This is a genomic window from Pseudarthrobacter sp. PvP004 (assembly GCF_017876035.1).
Lineage (GTDB): Bacteria > Actinomycetota > Actinomycetes > Actinomycetales > Micrococcaceae > Arthrobacter > Arthrobacter aurescens_A.
Map to the genome: position 1 here is coordinate 2,269,757 of NZ_JAGINL010000001.1, position 18,095 is coordinate 2,287,851.

Annotated in this window: 13 protein-coding genes; 4 read left to right on the forward strand and 9 right to left on the reverse strand. The window is 63.8% G+C overall.

Annotation, left to right across the window (positions count from 1 at the left end; translation table 11 throughout):
* Positions 1 to 21: 21 nt before the first annotated feature.
* Genes J3A64_RS10210 through argC form a run of 6 tightly spaced genes read right to left on the reverse strand, consistent with a single transcriptional unit; the run spans position 22 to position 5,985 of the window.
* Positions 22 to 558: an arginine repressor gene (locus J3A64_RS10210; RefSeq protein ID WP_011774347.1), complete on the reverse strand. Its 537-nt coding sequence runs from the start codon at positions 556 to 558 to the stop codon at positions 22 to 24.
* Positions 558 to 1,565 (reverse strand): ornithine carbamoyltransferase, encoded by a 1,008-nt coding sequence (gene argF / locus J3A64_RS10215; RefSeq protein WP_210064237.1) that lies wholly within the window; start codon positions 1,563 to 1,565, stop codon positions 558 to 560. Before argF ends, J3A64_RS10210 begins: the two co-directional genes overlap by 1 nt.
* Positions 1,562 to 2,839, reverse strand: coding sequence for an acetylornithine transaminase (locus J3A64_RS10220; RefSeq protein ID WP_210064238.1), 1,278 nt, complete (start codon positions 2,837 to 2,839; stop codon positions 1,562 to 1,564). Before J3A64_RS10220 ends, argF begins: the two co-directional genes overlap by 4 nt.
* Complete coding sequence (argB, locus tag J3A64_RS10225) at positions 2,836 to 3,780, reverse strand: acetylglutamate kinase (RefSeq protein ID WP_043470013.1); 945 nt, start codon at positions 3,778 to 3,780, stop codon at positions 2,836 to 2,838. The genes J3A64_RS10220 and argB overlap by 4 nt, the downstream gene beginning before the upstream one ends.
* Positions 3,781 to 3,790: 10 nt before the next feature.
* Positions 3,791 to 4,957: a bifunctional glutamate N-acetyltransferase/amino-acid acetyltransferase ArgJ gene (argJ, locus tag J3A64_RS10230; protein WP_210064239.1), complete on the reverse strand. Its 1,167-nt coding sequence runs from the start codon at positions 4,955 to 4,957 to the stop codon at positions 3,791 to 3,793.
* Positions 4,954 to 5,985, reverse strand: coding sequence for an N-acetyl-gamma-glutamyl-phosphate reductase (gene argC / locus J3A64_RS10235; RefSeq protein WP_011774342.1), 1,032 nt, complete (start codon positions 5,983 to 5,985; stop codon positions 4,954 to 4,956). The genes argJ and argC overlap by 4 nt, the downstream gene beginning before the upstream one ends.
* A gap of 167 nt (positions 5,986 to 6,152) precedes the next feature.
* Between argC and J3A64_RS10240 the strand changes: the two genes are divergently transcribed.
* The 4 genes from J3A64_RS10240 to J3A64_RS10255 all read left to right on the forward strand — a co-directional run bounded on the left by J3A64_RS10240 (position 6,153) and on the right by J3A64_RS10255 (position 13,716).
* Entirely contained in the window at positions 6,153 to 7,241 is a 1,089-nt protein-coding gene (locus tag J3A64_RS10240) for an acyl-CoA desaturase (RefSeq protein ID WP_011774341.1), read from the forward strand.
* 85 nt (positions 7,242 to 7,326) lie between these two features.
* Positions 7,327 to 8,292 carry a quinone oxidoreductase gene (locus J3A64_RS10245; protein WP_011774340.1) on the forward strand — a complete coding sequence of 322 codons (966 nt, stop codon included), beginning with the start codon at positions 7,327 to 7,329 and terminating at the stop codon, positions 8,290 to 8,292.
* 156 nt (positions 8,293 to 8,448) lie between these two features.
* On the forward strand, positions 8,449 to 12,360 hold the full coding sequence (locus J3A64_RS10250) for a Pls/PosA family non-ribosomal peptide synthetase (RefSeq protein WP_210066121.1): 3,912 nt from the start codon (positions 8,449 to 8,451) through the stop codon (positions 12,358 to 12,360).
* 12 nt (positions 12,361 to 12,372) lie between these two features.
* A complete protein-coding gene (locus tag J3A64_RS10255; RefSeq protein ID WP_210064240.1) occupies positions 12,373 to 13,716 on the forward strand; it encodes a M1 family metallopeptidase in 1,344 nt (447 codons plus the stop codon).
* A 4-nt stretch (positions 13,717 to 13,720) separates the two neighbouring features.
* Here the strand turns inward: J3A64_RS10255 and J3A64_RS10260 are convergent, their stop codons facing one another.
* From J3A64_RS10260 to pheT, 3 genes are all read right to left on the reverse strand, one after another.
* Positions 13,721 to 14,368, reverse strand: coding sequence for a 4'-phosphopantetheinyl transferase superfamily protein (locus J3A64_RS10260; RefSeq protein WP_210064241.1), 648 nt, complete (start codon positions 14,366 to 14,368; stop codon positions 13,721 to 13,723).
* Between the two features lie 130 nt (positions 14,369 to 14,498).
* On the reverse strand, positions 14,499 to 15,365 hold the full coding sequence (locus tag J3A64_RS10265) for a serine protease (RefSeq protein WP_043805970.1): 867 nt from the start codon (positions 15,363 to 15,365) through the stop codon (positions 14,499 to 14,501).
* 184 nt (positions 15,366 to 15,549) lie between these two features.
* Positions 15,550 to 18,093, reverse strand: a complete 2,544-nt coding sequence (pheT, locus tag J3A64_RS10270) for a phenylalanine--tRNA ligase subunit beta (RefSeq protein ID WP_210064242.1) — start codon at positions 18,091 to 18,093, stop codon at positions 15,550 to 15,552.
* Positions 18,094 to 18,095: the final 2 nt, after the last annotated feature.

Below are 18,095 nucleotides of genomic sequence, written 5' to 3' on the forward strand. Positions count from 1 at the left end.
ATCAATGCTGAAAAAGATCAATTAGTTGCCAGGCCCGGCTTCTTCGGCCATGCGCAGGAAACGCGCTGCCAGTTCTGCCCCGCCATCGGGATCCCGTGCGACCAGCAGCAAAGTGTCGTCGCCTGCGATCGTACCCAATACCGACGGCATCACCGAGTGGTCAACTGCCAAGGCCAGGAAATTGGCTGCTCCCGGCGGGGTGCGAAGTACCACGATGTTGCCCGATGCCTCCGCTGTCACCAGGAGTTCGCCGCAAAGCCGGGTCAGCCGCGCATCCAGGATTTCCTGGGTAACACCGCTCTTGGCATTGCGGTCCCCACCCTCCCCCGGGACAGCGTAAACAAGTGCGCCTTCCTTGCCCCGGACCCGGACTGCGCCCAGTTCCACGAGGTCGCGGGACAGGGTGGCCTGGGTGACCTGGACGCCGTCGTCCGCCAGCAGGGCTGCAAGCTCTGCTTGTGAACGCACGGACTCACCCGTCAGGATCGCGGTGATACGCGCCTGGCGGGCAGTCTTGGTGGCTGGGCTGGCGCCCGGCACGGACGGGTTGGTGGACACTAGAACGTGCTCTCCCCGGTTCCTTCGACGGGAGAAAGACCGTCCACGAAAGCGAGACCGGAGCGGTGCATCAGCCAGGCCATCAGCGCCTTCTGGGCGTGCAGGCGGTTCTCCGCCTCGTCCCAGACAATCGACTGCGGCCCGTCGATCACTCCGGCGGAAATTTCGTAACCCCGGTAGGCCGGAAGGCAGTGAAGCACAACGGCGTCCGGCGCGGCCTGCGCCATGGCGGCCTCGTCCACGGAGTACTCGCGGAAGAGCTGCAGCCGGGCTTCCTTTTCGGCTTCCTGGCCCATGGAAACCCACGTGTCCGTTGCTACGACGTCGGCGCCCTTGAGCGCTTCGGCTGCATCACTGGTGATGAGCACCGAGCCGCCTGTCTCGGCCGCACGCTCCTCTGCGGCAGCCACGATTTCAGGTGCCGGAAGATAGCCTTCGGGGCCGGAAATGCGCACATGCATTCCGGCAGTAACTCCGGCCAGCAAGTAGGAGTTGGCCATGTTGTTGGCGGCGTCACCCAGGTAGGCCATGCTCAATCCAGCCAGTTCGCCTTTGTGTTCCTTGACGGCCAGGAGGTCGGCCAGGAGCTGGCAGGGGTGGTAGTCGTCGCACAGGGCATTGATGACGGGGACCTTGGAGTTTGCCGCCATGGCAACCAGGCCGGAGTGCGCACCTGTCCGCCATACGATGGTGGACACCATGCGCTCCAGGACCTTCGCCGTGTCCTCCACGGATTCCTTGTGGCCGATCTGGGCTTCACCCGGGTTGATGATCAGCGCGTTGCCGCCCATGTCCGCTATGCCGGTGGCGAAGGAAACACGCGTGCGGGTGGAGGTCTTGTCAAAGATCACTGCCACTGTCTTACGGCCGTTACCCTCGGCGGCGAAGGGCTGCACGCTGTACGGCGCGGCCTTCATACGGACGGCGAGTTCCAAAACCTCAGCCTGCTCGGCAGGGCTCAGATCCGTGTCCTTGAGGAAGTGACGGGTGGTGTTGGTAGTAGTCACTGTGCGTCCTTAGCGGTGTTGGCCGTAGCCGTAGCGATCAGGGTGGGTAGAGCGTCCAGGAAACGGTTCGCTTGATCGACGGTCAGGATCAGCGGCGGCGCGAGGCGGATGGTCCTCGGGCCCGGGCTGTTGATGATGAAGCCGGCTTCCAAAGCTGCGGTCACCATGGCGGGTGCGATGTCGGCGTTCACATCGAAGCCGATCAACAGACCCTCGCCACGGACGTCAGTGACGGCCTCGATGGCGGCCAGTCCCTCACGAAGGTGGGCGCCGACAGTCAGCACGTTCTGCAGGACACCTTGGCTTTCGATCGCGTGGAGCGTGGCCAGCGCGGCGGCCGTAGCCACCGGATTCCCGCCGAACGTGGTGCCGTGTTGCCCGGCGCTGAGCAGGGCCGACGTCGTACTTCCGAAGGTAACCAAGGCACCCACCGGGAAACCGCCGCCGAGGCCCTTGGCGAGGGTCACGGCGTCGGGAACAATGCCGGCGTCTTCGCTGGCCAGCCATTTACCGGTTCGGCCGATGCCGGTCTGTACTTCGTCCAGGATCAGCAAGGCACCCGCTGCGGTGGTCACCTTGCGGGCCGCCCGCAGGTATTCGGCGCTGAGCGGCCGGACACCCGCTTCGCCTTGGATCGGTTCCAGGAAGACAGCTGCGGTGGAATCGTCGACGGCGGCATGCAAGGCTTCGACGTCGCCGAACGGGATGTGGACCACGCCACCGGGCAGTGGCTCAAACGGTGCACGGTAAGCCTCTTTAGCGGTGAGCGCCAAGGCTCCCATGGTGCGGCCGTGGAAGGCCCCCTCGAGGGCAACGATCTTGGTCCGCTTCCCGTCGGAGTTGTTCCGGCGGGCGAGCTTAAACGCTGCCTCGTTGGCCTCAGTGCCGGAGTTGGCAAAGAAGACCTTGGAACCTGCCGGTGCATTGCTGATGGCCAGGAGCTTCTCGGCCAGTGCGATCTGCGTGGGGCTGGTGAAGAAGTTCGAGACGTGGCCCAGCGTAGCCAGCTGGCTGGAGATGACAGACGTGACGAAGGGGTGGGCATGGCCCAGCGCGTTCACGGCAATCCCGCCCAACAGGTCCAGGTATTCCTTGCCGTCGGCGTCCCACACGAGGCAGCCGGCGCCACGGACCAGGACACGCTGCGGCGTGCCGAAGACGCCCATGAGCGACGACGAGTAACGGGCAAGCCAGTCAGCGCCTGAGCTCTGGGAAACGAGCGTGGTTGCGGCAGCCTCCGCAGCGATGGCGGTATGGCTCAGTTCGGTGCTCATGCGTTCACTTCCTCGTCGGGTACTACTTGCGTGCCGATACCGGCGGTCGTGAACGTCTCCAGCAGCATCGAGTGCGGCAAGCGGCCGTCCACGATGTGCGCGCGTTCCACGCCTTCATCGATGGCCTTGAGGCAGGCGGCCATTTTTGGAATCATTCCGGACTCCAAGCGAGGCAGCATGTCCCGGAGTTCCGATGCGGTCAGGGAAGAAATCAGAGAGGATTTGTCCGGCCAGTTGGCGTACAGGCCTTCGACGTCGGTCAGGATGACAAGCTTGGTGGCGCCCAGGGCGGAGGCGACGGCGGCAGCTGCAGTGTCCGCGTTGACGTTGAGGACCTGTCCGGTGGTGGGACCGGAACCGTTGCCGTCGTCGAGAATTTCCGGGGCGACCGTGGAGATCACCGGAATGCGGCCGGCGTCGAGAATGTCCTTGATTCCGGCGGGATCCACACCCACCACTTCGCCCACCAGGCCGAGGTCCACCTCTTCGCCGTCAACAACCGTGCCCGTACGAACGGCGCGCAGCAGGCCGCCGTCTTCGCCTGACATGCCCACGGCGTAGGGACCGTGGGAGTTGATGAGGCCAACAAGCTCGCGTCCAACCTGGCCCGTGAGGACCATGCGGACCACATCCATGGCTTCAGGGGTGGTGACGCGCAGGCCGCCCTTGAACTCGGACTCGATGCCCAGGCGGCTCAGCATGGAGTTGATCTGGGGGCCACCGCCATGGACCACCACGGGGTGGATGCCAACGTGGTGGAGGAACACAATGTCCTCGGCGAAGGCACGACGAAGGTCGTCGTTGACCATAGCGTTGCCGCCGTACTTGATCACCATGGTGGTACCGGCAAAACGCTGGATCCACGGAAGGGCCTCGATCAGGGTGCCGGCCTTGTCCTGGGCGTCACTCATGGAGGTGGTTTCGCGGGTGTGCGCAGTCATAGTCATCCGCTCAGCTCGAGTATGCGCTGTTCTCGTGCACGTAATCGTGCGTGAGGTCGTTGGTCCAAATGGTGGCTTCGGCATCGCCGGCCTGCAGGTCGATTTCGACCAACACTTCGCGCGGCTCCAGGTCCACCAGGTTGCGGTCATCGCCGATTGCGCCGTTGCGGCAGATCTGCACACCGTTCATTGCGACGTTGAGCTGGTCCGCCTCGAAGACGGCGTCAGTCGTTCCCACGGCCGAGAGCACCCGGCCCCAGTTAGGGTCCTTGCCGAAGATGGCAGCTTTGAACAGGTTGGAGCGGGCAACGCTGCGGCTAACGATTTCGGCATCGCGTTCGCTGGCAGCGTTGAACGTCCGGATGGCGATGTCGTGGCTGGCGCCTTCGGCGTCACCGATGAGCTTGCGGGCCAGTTCGGCGCAGACCCGGGTGACCGCTTCGCTCAACTGCTCGGCAGATGGCAGCGCCTCGGACGCCCCGGATGCCAGCAGAACCACGGTGTCGTTGGTGGACATGCAGCCGTCCGAGTCTGCCCGGTCAAAGGTGACGCGCGTGGCATCCCGCAGGACGACGTCGAGTTCATCAGCAGGAACCTCGGCGTCGGTAGTGAGGACCACCAGCATCGTGGCGAGGCCCGGAGCCAACATGCCGGCACCCTTGGCAATGCCGCCGACAGTGAACTGCTTGCCCTCGGCGTCGGTGCCGGTGAAGACGGCTTCCTTGGACACACTGTCCGTGGTCATGATCGCCGTGGCTGCGGCGGAGCCGCCATCCTCCGACAGTTCACGGAAGGCAGCGTCCACGCCGGGCAGAATCTTGTCCATGGGCAGCTGCTCACCGATCAGGCCGGTTGAGCACACGACGACGTCGGAAGCTGAGATTCCCAGCACCTCTGCCACTTTCTCGGCGGTGGCGTGGGTGTTCTGGAAGCCCTGGGGACCGGTGCAGGCGTTGGCTCCACCGGAGTTCAGGACCACGGCATCCACACGTCCGTCGCTGACCACCTGGCGTGACCAATGAACCGGCGCAGCAGCCACACGGTTGGAGGTGAAGACGGCGGCGGCGGACTTTTGCGGGCCGTCGTTGACTACCAGAGCAAGGTCCGGTTTGCCCGAGGCCTTGATGCCGGCTTTGATGCCTGCGGCGCGGAATCCCTTGGGGGCGGTAATGGTCACGGTGCAACTCCCTGCAGGTTCAGGCCGGCGGTTTCGTCCAGGCCGAGGGCAATGTTCATGGACTGCACGGCTCCACCGGCGGTCCCCTTGGTGAGGTTGTCGATAGCGCACGTCACGATCACGCGGCCAGTGTGGGCGTCGAAGGCCAACTGCATCACCGCATGATTGGAGCCCTGAACGGACTTGGTGGTGGGCCACTGGCCTTCGGGAAGGAGGTGCACGAACGGTTCGTCGTCGTAAGCGTCTGCCCAGGCTTGGCGAAGCTCCGCGTAGGAAACGCCGTGGCCAACCTTGGCCGTTGCCGTGGTGAGGATGCCGCGACTCATCGGAACCAGCGTGGGCGTGAACGAAACCGTCACCGGCTCACCGGCCGCATTGGACAGTCCCTGTTCGATCTCCGGGGTGTGACGATGTCCGCCGCCAACACCGTAGGGGCTCATGGAACCCATGACCTCGGCGCCGATCAGGTTGACCTTGGCTGCCTTGCCGGCGCCTGAGGTCCCCGAGGCGGAGACAATCACGACGTCGTCCGTCAAGAGGAGATTGTTGGCGAAACCGGGCGTCAAGGCCAGCAGGGCGGACGTCGGGTAGCACCCGGGAACGGCGATGCGGGTAGCGCCTTTGAGGGCTTCGCGTTGACCGGGGAGCTCAGGGAGGCCATACGGCCAAGTGCCCGCGTGAGCGGAGCCGTAGAACCTTTCCCACGCTGCGGCGTCCTGCAAGCGGTGGTCAGCACCGGCGTCGATCACTACCGTCCCTTCAGGCAACTGTGCAGCGATCTCGGCAGAGGCACCGTGCGGCAGAGCCAGGAACACGACGTCATGCCCGGAAAGGTTCTCCACTGTGGTGTCTTCCAGAATCCGACTGGCCAAACCGTGGAGATGCGGCTGCAACTCCCCTAGTCTGGAACCGGCGTTGCTGTGAGCGGTGATGGCACCGATGGTGACGTTCGGATGGCCAGCCAGCAAGCGCAGCACTTCTCCCCCGGCGTAGCCGCTGGCACCGGAGACGGCAACAGAAATAGTCATACCTCCACTGTACAGCAAGAATATTCATGCTGTCCGATATTTATGCATGCAGTTGTGAGCAGTCTCATTATTTTGGAGATTACCCGTATGCTTAGTGAAGGGTGATCCAGACCGTGCAGTCCGAACGTCGGCTGCAGCGTTGCCCGTTAGCGATACGGGGCACATTTATGTCACCCACGTCCACCGCTGAGCGCCCCAAAGCTCGCGCAATTCAACCCAACCCCGTCGTCCAGAGCTACTCCGAGCTCCTCAAGAGCGTCAAAGCCGAAGGACTCCTCGAACGCCGTAGCGGCTTTTACATCTGGGTCTTCGTTGCCTTAGTGCTCCTTATGGCAGGCACCTGGTTGGGGTTCGCCTTGATCGGTGAATCCTGGTACCAGCTGTTGATCGCCGCTGCCGTGGGTATCCTCTGCACGCAGTTGAGCTTCCTGGCCCACGAGGCCGGCCACAAGCAGATCTTCGCCTCACGCCGCGCCAATGACTGGTCAGCCCGTCTCCTGGCCACCGGCGTCGCCGGCATCAGCTACTCCTGGTGGGAGCAGAAGCACGGAGCCCACCACAACCACCCCAACGTCATTTCCAAGGACCCGGACATCCGGAACAACGCCTTGGTCTTCTACGAAGACGCCGCAGCCGAACGTAAGGGCCGCCTCGCTTTCCTCACCAAGAAGCAGGGCTGGTTCTTCTTCCCGCTCCTGACGCTCCTCGGCTTGAGCCTGCAGTTTGACTCCCTTCGCTTCGTCTTCGGCAAGCAGAAAGTACGCCACCGCTGGGTAGAGACGCCCATCCTGGTCACAAGGCTGGCCGCCCTCCCGGTTCTGGCATTCACGTTCCTGCCCATCGGCATGGCGTTCGCCTTCCTGGGTGTGCAGATCATGGTCTACGGCTTCTACATGGGGGCCTCGTTCGCCCCGAACCACAAAGGCATGCCCGTCCTTCCCAAGGACAGCCGCGTGGACTTCCTCAACCGCCAGATCCTGACCTCGCGCAATATCTCCGGCGGCATCTTTATGGACTTCCTCCTGGGTGGACTGAACCGGCAGGTGGAACACCACCTGTTCCCTGACATGGCTCGCCCCCACTTGTACAAGGCCACAAAAATTGTGCGCGAGTTCTGCAGCAAACACTCCATCACCTACACCGAAACCACGCTCATGCAGTCTTACGGCATCGTGGTCCGGTACCTGAATGACGTGGGCTTGGCCGCAGGCCGCGGCTTCGACTGCCCCGTCGCTTCGACGCACGGACGCCGCTAGGCGTTCGACACCGGAGGCCCCAACCTCCCTAGGATGGATTCTGAAACCGGGCACCGGAAGGACCGCCCCGGAGTAAGGAGCCACCATGACGAACGCCATCGTTGCACAGCAGTCCGGAGGACCTGAGGTCCTCGAGTACGCATCCGTGGAAACACCGTCGCCTGGCCCCGGCCAGCTGTTGATCAAGGTCGCAGCTGCCGGGGTCAATTTCATCGAGACGTACCAACGCAGCGGCACCTACAAAGTGGAGTACCCCTTCACGCCGGGCGCCGAGGCTGCCGGCACAGTGGAGGCCGTAGGAGAAGGCGTTGAGGAATTCTCTGTTGGTGACCGCATTGCCACCGCCGAGGGGTCCAGAACCTACGCGGAGTACGCCCTCGTTGAGGCAAGCAAGGCACTGCCGGTTCCTGACGGCGTCGATGATCACACCGCCGCGGCCCTGCCGCTGCAGGGAATCACCGCTCACTACCTGATGAATTCATCCTTCCGGGTGGAGCCCGGGCACACCGTCCTCCTGCATGCAGGTGCCGGCGGCGTCGGCCTCCTACTGACCCAACTGCTCAAGGCCCGCGGCGCCCGCGTCATCACCACCGTCTCCTCTGATGAGAAGGCCGATCTCTCCACGCTGGCAGGTGCCGATGAAGTACTCCGCTACGAGGGCTTCGCAGACAGAGTCCGCGAACTTACCGACGGCGAGGGCGTCAACGTGGTGTACGACGGCGTCGGCAAGGACACGTTCGATGACTCCCTGAAGAGCCTGCGCATCCGCGGCGCCATGGTGCTCTTCGGTGCGGCTTCCGGCCCGGTGCCGCCGTTCGATCCCCAGCGTTTGAACGCCGCAGGTTCGCTCACCCTGACCAGGCCCACCATGGCTCACTTTGTCCAGAACACCCACGAGCGTCGATGGCGCTCGGCAGAAATTTTCGACGCCGCCGCCAACGGCACCCTCGCTGTCAGGGTTGGTGCCACCTATCCCTTGGCAGAAGCGGCCCAGGCGCACCGGGACTTGGAAGGCCGCCGGACCACTGGAAAAGTCCTGCTGGTCCCTTAAGTACCGGTTTGAACGTCAGGTGAGCGGAAAGCGAACAATGATGCAACAAAGTGTTAAGGGCAGGAAACGTCAGACACCTTTTGTTCATCTTTCTGCGGAAAGCTGACGTTCGTGAGCACAGAACATCCCGCTGGGGCCGGTACGACGCCTGCCCTGATGACATACCGACCCCAGCTACCGGGAGGCGCGGCGGCCCCCGCCGAGCGCACTCTCGTCGACATCCTGGAAGATACCGCTTCATCATTCCCCGAGGCCTCTGCCTTGGATGATGGGCACAAGTCATTGAGCTACACCGAACTGCTCAAGGCTGTCCGCGCTTTCGCAGCGCAATTGAACGGTGCAGGGCTTGGCCGTGGGGACAAGATCGGCGTCAGGATCCCCTCGGGAACCAATGAGCTTTACATCGCCATACTGGGAATTCTCATGGCCGGCGCCGCTTATGTCCCGGTGGATGCGGACGACCCCGACGAGCGCGCCAAGTTGGTGTTCGGCGAAGCCAAAGTTGGCGCGGTCATTGCTTCGGGCCTGGACGTCCAGCTCGCCGGCGAGGCAAGGGAAGCAGTTTCCGGTCCCGGCACGCCCGGACTGGATGACGATTCCTGGATCATTTTCACTTCCGGTTCCACAGGCACTCCCAAGGGCGTCGCCGTCAAGCACCGCTCTTCCGCAGCGTTCGTTGACGCGGAAGCCCGGATCTTCCTCCAAGCCGAACCCATTGGACCTCAGGACCGGGTACTGGCTGGGCTCTCCGTCGCATTCGACGCTTCCTGCGAGGAGATGTGGCTTGCCTGGCGGCACGGTGCTTGCTTGGTGCCCGCACCACGAGCCCTGGTTCGCACCGGAATGGACCTCGGCCCCTGGCTCATCAACCACGGCATCACGGTAGTCTCCACAGTGCCCACCTTGGCTGCACTGTGGCCGGCTGAGGCATTGGAGAACGTGCGGCTCCTCATCTTCGGCGGCGAAGCATGCCCACCCGAATTGGCCGAACGGCTCGCCGTGGACGGCCGCGAAGTGTGGAACACTTACGGGCCCACAGAGGCCACGGTGGTGGCGTGCGCCGCTCCCCTTGGCGGACCCGGTCCCGTGCGGATCGGCCTGCCGCTGGACGGGTGGGACCTCGCCGTCGTCGATTCCAATGGAGTACCGGTCGCTGAAGGCGACATCGGCGAACTGATCATCGGCGGCGTCGGGTTGGCCCGCTACCTGGATCCCGCCAAGGACGCCGAGAAGTACGCCCCCATGACCACGCTGGGATGGGCCCGCGCCTACCGCTCTGGCGACCTGGTGCGCTTCGAAGCCGAGGGCTTGATCTTCATGGGCCGGGCCGATGAACAGGTCAAGCTGGGCGGGCGACGCATCGAACTGGGCGAAGTGGATGCGGCCTTGCAATCCCTCCCCGGCGTTGCCGGCGCAGCGGCCGCAGTCCAGACGACGGCGGCCGGCAACCAGATCCTGGTGGGGTACTTGGCTCCGGCTGACGGCCATGAGCTCGATATGGATGAAGCACGGAAGCTCCTCGGCGAGAGCCTTCCGGCTGCCTTGATCCCTTTGCTGACCGTGGTGGATTCGCTACCCACCAAGACCAGCGGCAAAGTAGACCGTCATGCCCTTCCCTGGCCGCTGGCGGGGGCCGGTGCCACGGAGGCCAGCAACGCACCGTTGAACCTGCCGGATGACGCGGGTTGGGTAGTGGATCAGTGGGAGTCTGTGCTGGGCAGTCCGGTGAGTTCCCTGGATGCCGATTTCTTCGCCTACGGCGGCGGGTCCCTGGCAGCGGCCCAGCTCGTTTCCGCTCTTCGTGTCCGGTACCCCACCATTACCGTCGCCGATATTTATGCGACGCCGCGCATCGGCGCCCTGATTGACGCCGCCCGGCAATCACTGCCCGACGGCGGCACGCCGGGTCCCGCCGCTGAGCGCACCGTCCGTCCCACCGCTTTGAAGTCGCAGATTTTCCAGGTCCTCATGGGCGTGCCGCTCCACATACTCGTGGGGATGCGCTGGCTGACCTACCTCATGGCCGCCAACAATCTACTTGCAGCCTTCGCCGGGTTCGCTGCGGCCCCCGTGGTCTCCTGGTGGTGGATCGCGGCGTCATGGTTGGTCTTTGTCAGCCCCTTGGGCCGCATGGCGATCTCGGTCCTGGCGGCCCGCATCCTGCTCGGCAGAATTGAACCCGGCACTTACCCGAGGTCCGGCAAGACGCACCTGCGGCTGTGGCTCGCAGAGCAAATTCAGGATCTTTCGGGCGCCATCGGTCTGGCCAGCGCACCGTTCGTCCCGTATTACGCGCGCGCCCTGGGTGCGAAAATCGGCAGGGACGTCCATCTGCACTCGTTGCCCCCGGTCACCGGCCTGCTGTCCTTGGGTAGCGGAGCAAACATCGAGCCCGAAGTGGACCTTTCGGGCTGGTGGGTGGACGGTGATTCAGTCCACATCGGCAAGATCCACGTGGGAGCCGGTGCAGTCGTAGGTGCACGGAGCACCCTGATGCCAGGAGCGACCATCGGCGCAGGTGCCCACGTCGATGCTGGATCCGCTGTGTTGGGCAAAGTGAAAGCCGGACACCTCGTAGCCGGCTCCCCCGCAGAACGCCGCGGAAAAGCCAAGCACGAGTGGCCTGAGCCCAGCAGCCGCCGGCCCGTCATCGACAGGCTCTGGTTCTCCGCCTTTGCCAGCGCTTCAGCCCTTCTGGCCCTCATCCCCTATGTTTCTGCTTTCGCAGGCGCACTGGTGGTCCTGGCTTTCATCCAAGGCCATGATTCGTTGGAGACCGCTCTTCCGCACATCGCCATCGCCCTGCCGCTGGCGGCCCTGGTGTGGTTCTTCGGCAACCTCGTGCTCATCCTGATTGTCGCCAGGCTTCTGGGATTGGGCCTGGCGGAGGGCTACTACCGGGTTCGAAGCCGCATCGGCTGGCAGGTCTGGGCCACGGAACGCCTCCTGGACATGGCACGCGACCTCCTCTTTCCCGTGTACGCAAGCCTGTTCACCCCTGTCTGGCTCCGACTCCTCGGGGCCAAGGTGGGCAAGAACGTGGAAGCCTCCACCGTGCTGCTCGTTCCAAAAATGACCACCATTGGCGATGGCGCCTTCCTGGCGGATGACACTATGGTTGCCTCCTACGAGCTTGGCGGCGGGTGGATGAAAATCGCTCCCGCGAAGATCGGGAAGCGTTCCTTCCTTGGCAACTCGGGGATGACGGCCGCAGGCCGCAACGTACCCAAGAACTCCCTCGTCGCAGTGCTGTCGGCCACGCCCGCCAAGGCGAAATCGGGTACCTCATGGCTTGGCAGCCCTCCGGTGAGGTTGCGCCGCACCGCAGTCAACGCTGACCAGACCCGCACCTTCCAACCGCCCCTCAAGCTCAAACTGGCACGAGCCCTGTGGGAGCTGTGCCGCTTGGTTCCGGTCATCCTTACGGTGACCATCGCTGTCTCCGTGATGCTGGTGCTGGACTGGATCGCCCGCGGGTGGGGCTACTGGATTGCCGCCCTCCTGGGTGGCGTAGTGATGCTGGCCGCAGGCGCCGTTGCCGCGCTCAGCTCCATCGTCGCTAAGTGGGTCCTGGTGGGGAGCATCCGTTCGGGAGAACATCCGCTGTGGAGCTCGTTCATTTGGCGCAACGAGGTTGTGGACACATTTATCGAGATGGTGAGCGCCCCGTGGTTTGCCCGGTCTGCTGCCGGAACTCCTGCCTTGGTGTGGTGGTTGCGCGGACTTGGAGCCAAGATTGGACGCGGAACATGGTGCGAAAGCTACTGGCTCCCCGAAGCTGACCTCGTGACCTTGGGCGAGAACTCCACCGTCAACCGTGGTTGCGTGGTCCAGACACACCTGTTCCACGACCGTGTAATGAGCCTCGACACCGTGACGCTCGGCAACGGTGCCACCATGGGACCGCACGGCGTCATCCTCCCCGCGGCCAGCATCGGCGACGGCGGTACTGTTGGTCCGGCGTCGTTGGTCATGCGCGGTGAAACCGTCCCGGCCGGGACGTACTGGATGGGTAACCCGGTGAGCCCGTGGGTGGGTCCGTCTGCACAAGCGCCGCGCCTCAAGTAGATTGGACGGATCATGACCGTACCAATCGCTACTCCCACAGCCGAAGCCGACCCCTACGCCTTGAACCACGGCAGCAGCAGCTACCGCGTGGACAGGTACGAGTTGGACCTCGATGTCAGGCTGGGCAGCAACAAGCTGATCGGCAAAGCGGTCCTGCGATGCACGGCCCTGGAGGCGGCCTCGCAGATCGTCCTGGACCTGGTGGGCTTGCGGGCCAGCAAGGTTCAGCTGGATGGCAAGAAGCTGCAGAAGTTCAGCCACAGGGCGGAGCACCTGGTGCTGACGCCGGCAGCCTCGCTCAAGCCTGGCCAGCAGTTCTCACTCGAGATCCGCTACGACGGCAACCCCCAGCCGCGCCGCGGCCTCTGGGGTGATGTCGGCTGGGAGGAATTGAACGACGGCGTACTGGTGGCCGGCCAGCCCAACGGTGCAGCGTCCTGGTTCCCGTGCAACGACCATCCGCGGTACAAGTCAACCTTCCTCATCTCCGTCACCACAGACGACAATTACCGGCCCGTCTGCAACGGCCAGCTAGTCAGCCATACCCGGAAGTCCAGCCGGGAAACGTGGGTCTACGAACAAGCCGAACCCATGGCCACGTACCTGGCCACTGTGCAGATCGGTCGCTACGCGAGGGTTCCACTCCACGCCGGCAATACTCACCATCGGGTCCCCCAGTTTGTTGCCGTGACGCCCGAGATGGCAGTGGACGCCCTCCAAGGCCTGCGCCGGCAGCCGGACATGATGCGTACTTTCGAGGACTGCTTCGGCCCCTACCCGTTCGCCGACTACACCTCGGTGGTCACCGAAGACGAGTTGGAAATTCCACTGGAAGCCCAGACCGTCTCCATCTTCGGGCGAAACCATATGCGCGACACATGGGATGCGCAGCGCCTGATCGCGCACGAGCTCTCGCACCAGTGGTTTGGCAATTCGCTAACGGTGAGCAGCTGGAAGGACATCTGGCTGCATGAAGGCTTCGCCTGCTATGCGGAGTGGCTATGGTCCGAGGAATCCCGCACCATGACGGTCGCCGCCCGCGCAACGGCCGCGTGGAAGAGGCTCGACGCCGGGGCCCAAGACCTCGTAGTGGGTGATCCGGGTCCCGAGCTGATGTTCGATGACCGGGTCTACAAACGCGGCGCACTTGCCGTTCATGCGGTGCGGATGGCGGCCGGGGACGAAGCATTCTTCGGTTTCCTGCAGCACTGGACGGCTACGAATCGGCACGGTTCGGTCTCAACTGGGACGTTCATTGAGGCTGCGGATTCATTCGTTCCCGGGCTTAATGCCGCGTCGATTCTCCGCCCGTGGCTGTACGAAGCTTCGCTGCCACCACTGCCTTCAGCGCGTTGACGCGTTAGCCGAGGGCCAAAGCGGCGACCAGGCCTTCCGGCAGATCACGATTGCTGACAATGTTCACGTCCTGTAAGCCCGGACGGTCCAACACGTCCAATTCGGCTGGGTTCCTTCGCAGACCCTCGCCCATCATCTTTAGCCAGGCTTCTTTGCGCGCCCAGAGCCGGGCGCGCTGCCTGGCTTGATCCTGCGCCGGGATGGACACCAGGAATACCTTCTCGGCTGCGGTCAAGGCGACGCCGTCAAAGCCATCGAAGCCAATCCCGCTTATCGCTTCAAGGTCCGCTCCCAGCCGGATGCCCTCCGCTGGATGTACGACGCCGGCCAGCAGCACCCAGCCCGACGCCCGGGACGCGCTCACCGCCAAAGCTGCCGGGCCGCCGTCGAGCATGAACCCGGGGCGGCCGTGGTCCTGTCCCGGGCCGCACCGCGGGCAACAATAGTCCGGTACCAGCCGAGTGGGGTCCACGTCGAGGAGCGAGGCCGCGAAGTGCTGGAGAGCGAGCCGGCCGGCAAGGAACACGTTGCGGTCCTTGGCATCGGCAAAGCTGTTGGCGCGCTCGAGGGCCGGTTGGCCAAGGTCTCGAAGAGGGACATCCGAAAAAGGCAGGTCACCCAGCTTATGCAGCGCAAGTTTTGGGTTATCCATCACGACCTCCCTACGGCTCTCTCCCCAGCAAAACTTTAGCGTGCTTCTCTCGCATCCCACCCGGACAGCAGTGTTCCCCGCAGCCAGGTTCGCAGCGGGGAACACTTGTAGGTGAGTTAACTCATCCGGGTTACTTCACCGACGTCAGGTAGTTCGCCAGCGTGGGCGTGATGCGGGTGCCTGAGTTGGAGCTGCCGCCGTTGGTGTGGATTGCCACGATGGTGTTGGAGCTGTTGTACACGGGGGCGCCACTCTGACCGCCGTAGGTGTCCATCTTGTAGAAAACCTTCTCCGTCTGGGTGCTTTCAATGGGGCCGGTCATGGACCACATGGTGCCGAAGGCTTTGTCTCCCGGATAGCCCCGGACCGTAGTGCTGATCCCGTTCAGGCTGGCGGTTGTGCCGGTGTAGTTGAGCCATCCGGTGGTGTTACCGATGGTGCAGTCGAGCTTGATGACACCCCAGTCTGCGTTGGTATTGGCGGAGTCGATCCAGCGCTGGTCCGTGAAGATCTTGGTTGCCCCGCACGTGCCGTAGGGATCGGTTGAGCCGTTGCGGCCCGGAGCCACTTTGACACCCCAGGAGTAGTCGGTTTCCGATCCGGTGCCGCCCTCGTGCACGCAGTGCCCGGCAGTCAGGACTGTGTCGTCGGAGATCAAGGCACCGGAGCAGATGTAGCCGCCATTGAATTCAATCTGCACGATCGAGCGGTTGGGTGCCGCAGTGGTGTTGGTGATCCGCACCCGGCCGTCCGCACCGATGACTGAGTCTGTGGAGGCGCCGCCGTTCTTGGAGGGTGCGGCAATGGTGTATTTGTCTGCCAACGGCGACGCGGCGGAACCGGAAACCTGCGATTGGTCTACCGTGTGCGATACGGGCTGGACCTCTGCGGCGTTCACTTGGGGCGTCGACTCTGACGCCACAGCGGCTCCACCAAGCGAGGACGTCAAAGCCATTACTGCAGCCCCGACAAGCAAAGCAACGTTCTGCTTCTTCATGGGTACCTTTCAAGGGACGGCTCTGGGGAACCGTGCGAGGGATGTGATACGCATGCTTCACATGTGTATGACAAAACTGTCATACACATGTGAATACCCTGTCAAGATGCTGGGAGTGTTATCTCAATAAAAAGAAAGTCCCCGGAACCTGTTCGATTCCGGGGACAGTCCTAAGTAAAACAGGTCAGCGCTGAACAGCCCCAAACCGCTCAGTCGCCACGGCCACAGCAGCAGCGCGGGCTTCAGAGGCCTCATCGGCCGTCAACGTGCGGTCGTCCGCGCGGAAACGCAAGCCGAAAGCCAGCGACTTCTTGCCGTCCTCAATGCCCGGCCCCACATAGACATCGAACAACGAGACATCTTCGAGGAGGACTCCGGCGCCTTCGCGGAGCGCCGAAAGGACTTGGTCTGCCGGCACGTCCTGCGGGACAACCAAGGCAACATCCTGCGTCGCCACGGGGAACCCGGAGATGTGCTTGGCCACGATCACGTCAGCGGCAGCTTCGAACAACGCTTCAACGTTGACCTCAAGTGCCACGGAGCGGGCCGGCATGTCGTGCGCAGCCAGGAGCTTAGGGTGCAGCTCTCCTGCGTAGCCCACAACGTCGCCAGTGCGCAGTGCGAGCTGGGCTGCACGGCCCGGGTGGAATGCCTGGTGGCTTCCCTGGCTGACAACCAGCTCCACGCCCAGGACGTCGGCGATCAGGCGTGCCACATCAACAGCGTCTGCCCAGTCCCAGGCACGCGGCGTATGCGTCGCAGCTGCCGGGGAGTCATGGCCGGTCAGGACAGCGGCGATGTGCAGCGGCTGGTAAGGGACGCCGTCGTACAGTGCATCCAGTACCTCATCGGCAGGCTTGACGCCCAGCGGCGGAATGGAATCCGTGCCCAGCTTGTCGCCGGGGAGGAAGACCGAACCGGCCTCATACAATGCCAGGTCGCGGAAGCCGCGCGAGTGATTGCGGCGGGCGACCTCGATCAAGCCCGGCAGGATGGAGGTGCGGAGGTACCCTTGTTCCTCACTGATGGGGTTGGCCAGCTTGAGCGCCGGGCGAGCCGCACCTTCAGCAGCAACACCGAAGGTGTCATTGGCTGCCTTGGAGACGAACGGGTAGGACAACACCTCGGTAAGCCCTGCATCAGCCAAAGCCTGGACAACGCGGCGCTTCTGCTGCTGGCTGCGGGTCAGGCCACGGCCCGGAGGCGCCACCGGAAGAGTCGAGGGGATGTTGTCGTAGCCGACAAGACGCGCGATTTCCTCGGAGAGGTCTTCCTTGGTTTCGAGGTCGTTGCGCCAACTCGGAGCCGTCACGCGGTAGCCGCTGGCGGTCTTCTCCACCACGGCCCCCAGGTCCACAAGGGACGTGGTGATCTGCTCGTCAGTGAAGTCGATGCCGATACGGGCGGAGGCGAACTCTGCGGGCAGTTCAATGGTGACGGCGTCAGGAGCGGTTCCGACGTCGGTCCCGGCCTCATCTGCGGTGCCACCGGCGAGCTCGACCAAGAGGTCAACCACGCGCTGGGCGGCAATGTTGGCGACGTGCCAGTCCACGCCACGCTCGAAGCGTTTGGAAGCTTCGGACGGCAGCTTGTGCCGGCGACGGGAGCGGGCAATGGAGACTTCGTCGAAGTGCGCGGCTTCCACCAGGATGTCGGTGGTGGAATCGGACACCTCGGTGTGGGCGCCGCCCATCACACCGGCGATGCCGATGGCGCCGGAATCATCGGTGATCAGCAGGTCCTCGACATCGAGCGTGCGCTCTTTGTCATCGAGGGTGGTGATCTTCTCCCCCGCCACTGCACGACGAACCACGATGTCGCCAGCGAGCTTGTCCAGGTCATAGCAGTGGTTCGGCTGGCCGAGCTCCAGCATGACGTAGTTGGAGATATCAACCGGCAACGAGATGGAGCGAACGCCGGCCAGGCGAAGGCGCGCGGACATCCACGGCGGGGTGGGACGTGAAGCATCCACGCCGCGGACCGTGCGGGCCACGAAGCGGTCGCAGCCGGGCTTGCCGTAGATCGGCGCGTCGTCGTTGATCTTGACGCCGTAGCCGCCCTGAAGGGAAGCCGGTGCGCTGACCCTCGACGCCGGATCCACGAACGTGGTCCCGGTGGCGTGGGCGTATTCACGGGCGACACCACGGATGGAGAAAGCATAACCGCGGTCCGGCGTGACGTTGATTTCCGCTGCCTGGTCGTAGAGACCAAGGAGTTCCATCGCGTCAGTGCCGATTTCCGGGTCCAGGCCGATACGCGAGAGGACCAGGATACCGTCGTGGTCATCCCCGATGCCCAGCTCGCGAACGGAAGCGATCATGCCCGCGGACAAGTGACCGTAGGTCTTCCGCGCCGAGATCTGGAAGTTGCCGGGCAGGACAGCACCAGGCAGTGTGACAACTACCTTGTCTCCCTCAACAAAGTTGTGAGCACCACAGATGATGCCCTGCACACCGGAAGGATCGATGCCCTTGCCGGTGAGGGTCTGCTCCTGTCCCTCAGGGACCACGCGGACCTGGCACCAGTTGATGGTTTTGCCGTTGGTCTGCGGTTCCTTGACCAGGCTTAGGACCTGGCCAACCACAATGGGACCCCTGAGCTCGTCGGTGGGGCGGTGGACTTCTTCTTCTTCGAAGCCAACCTTGACCAGGTCAGCCATGACGTCTTCGGCCGTGGCGTCGGCCGGTACCTGCGCGAATTCACGCAGCCAGGAAAGTGGGATACGCACTG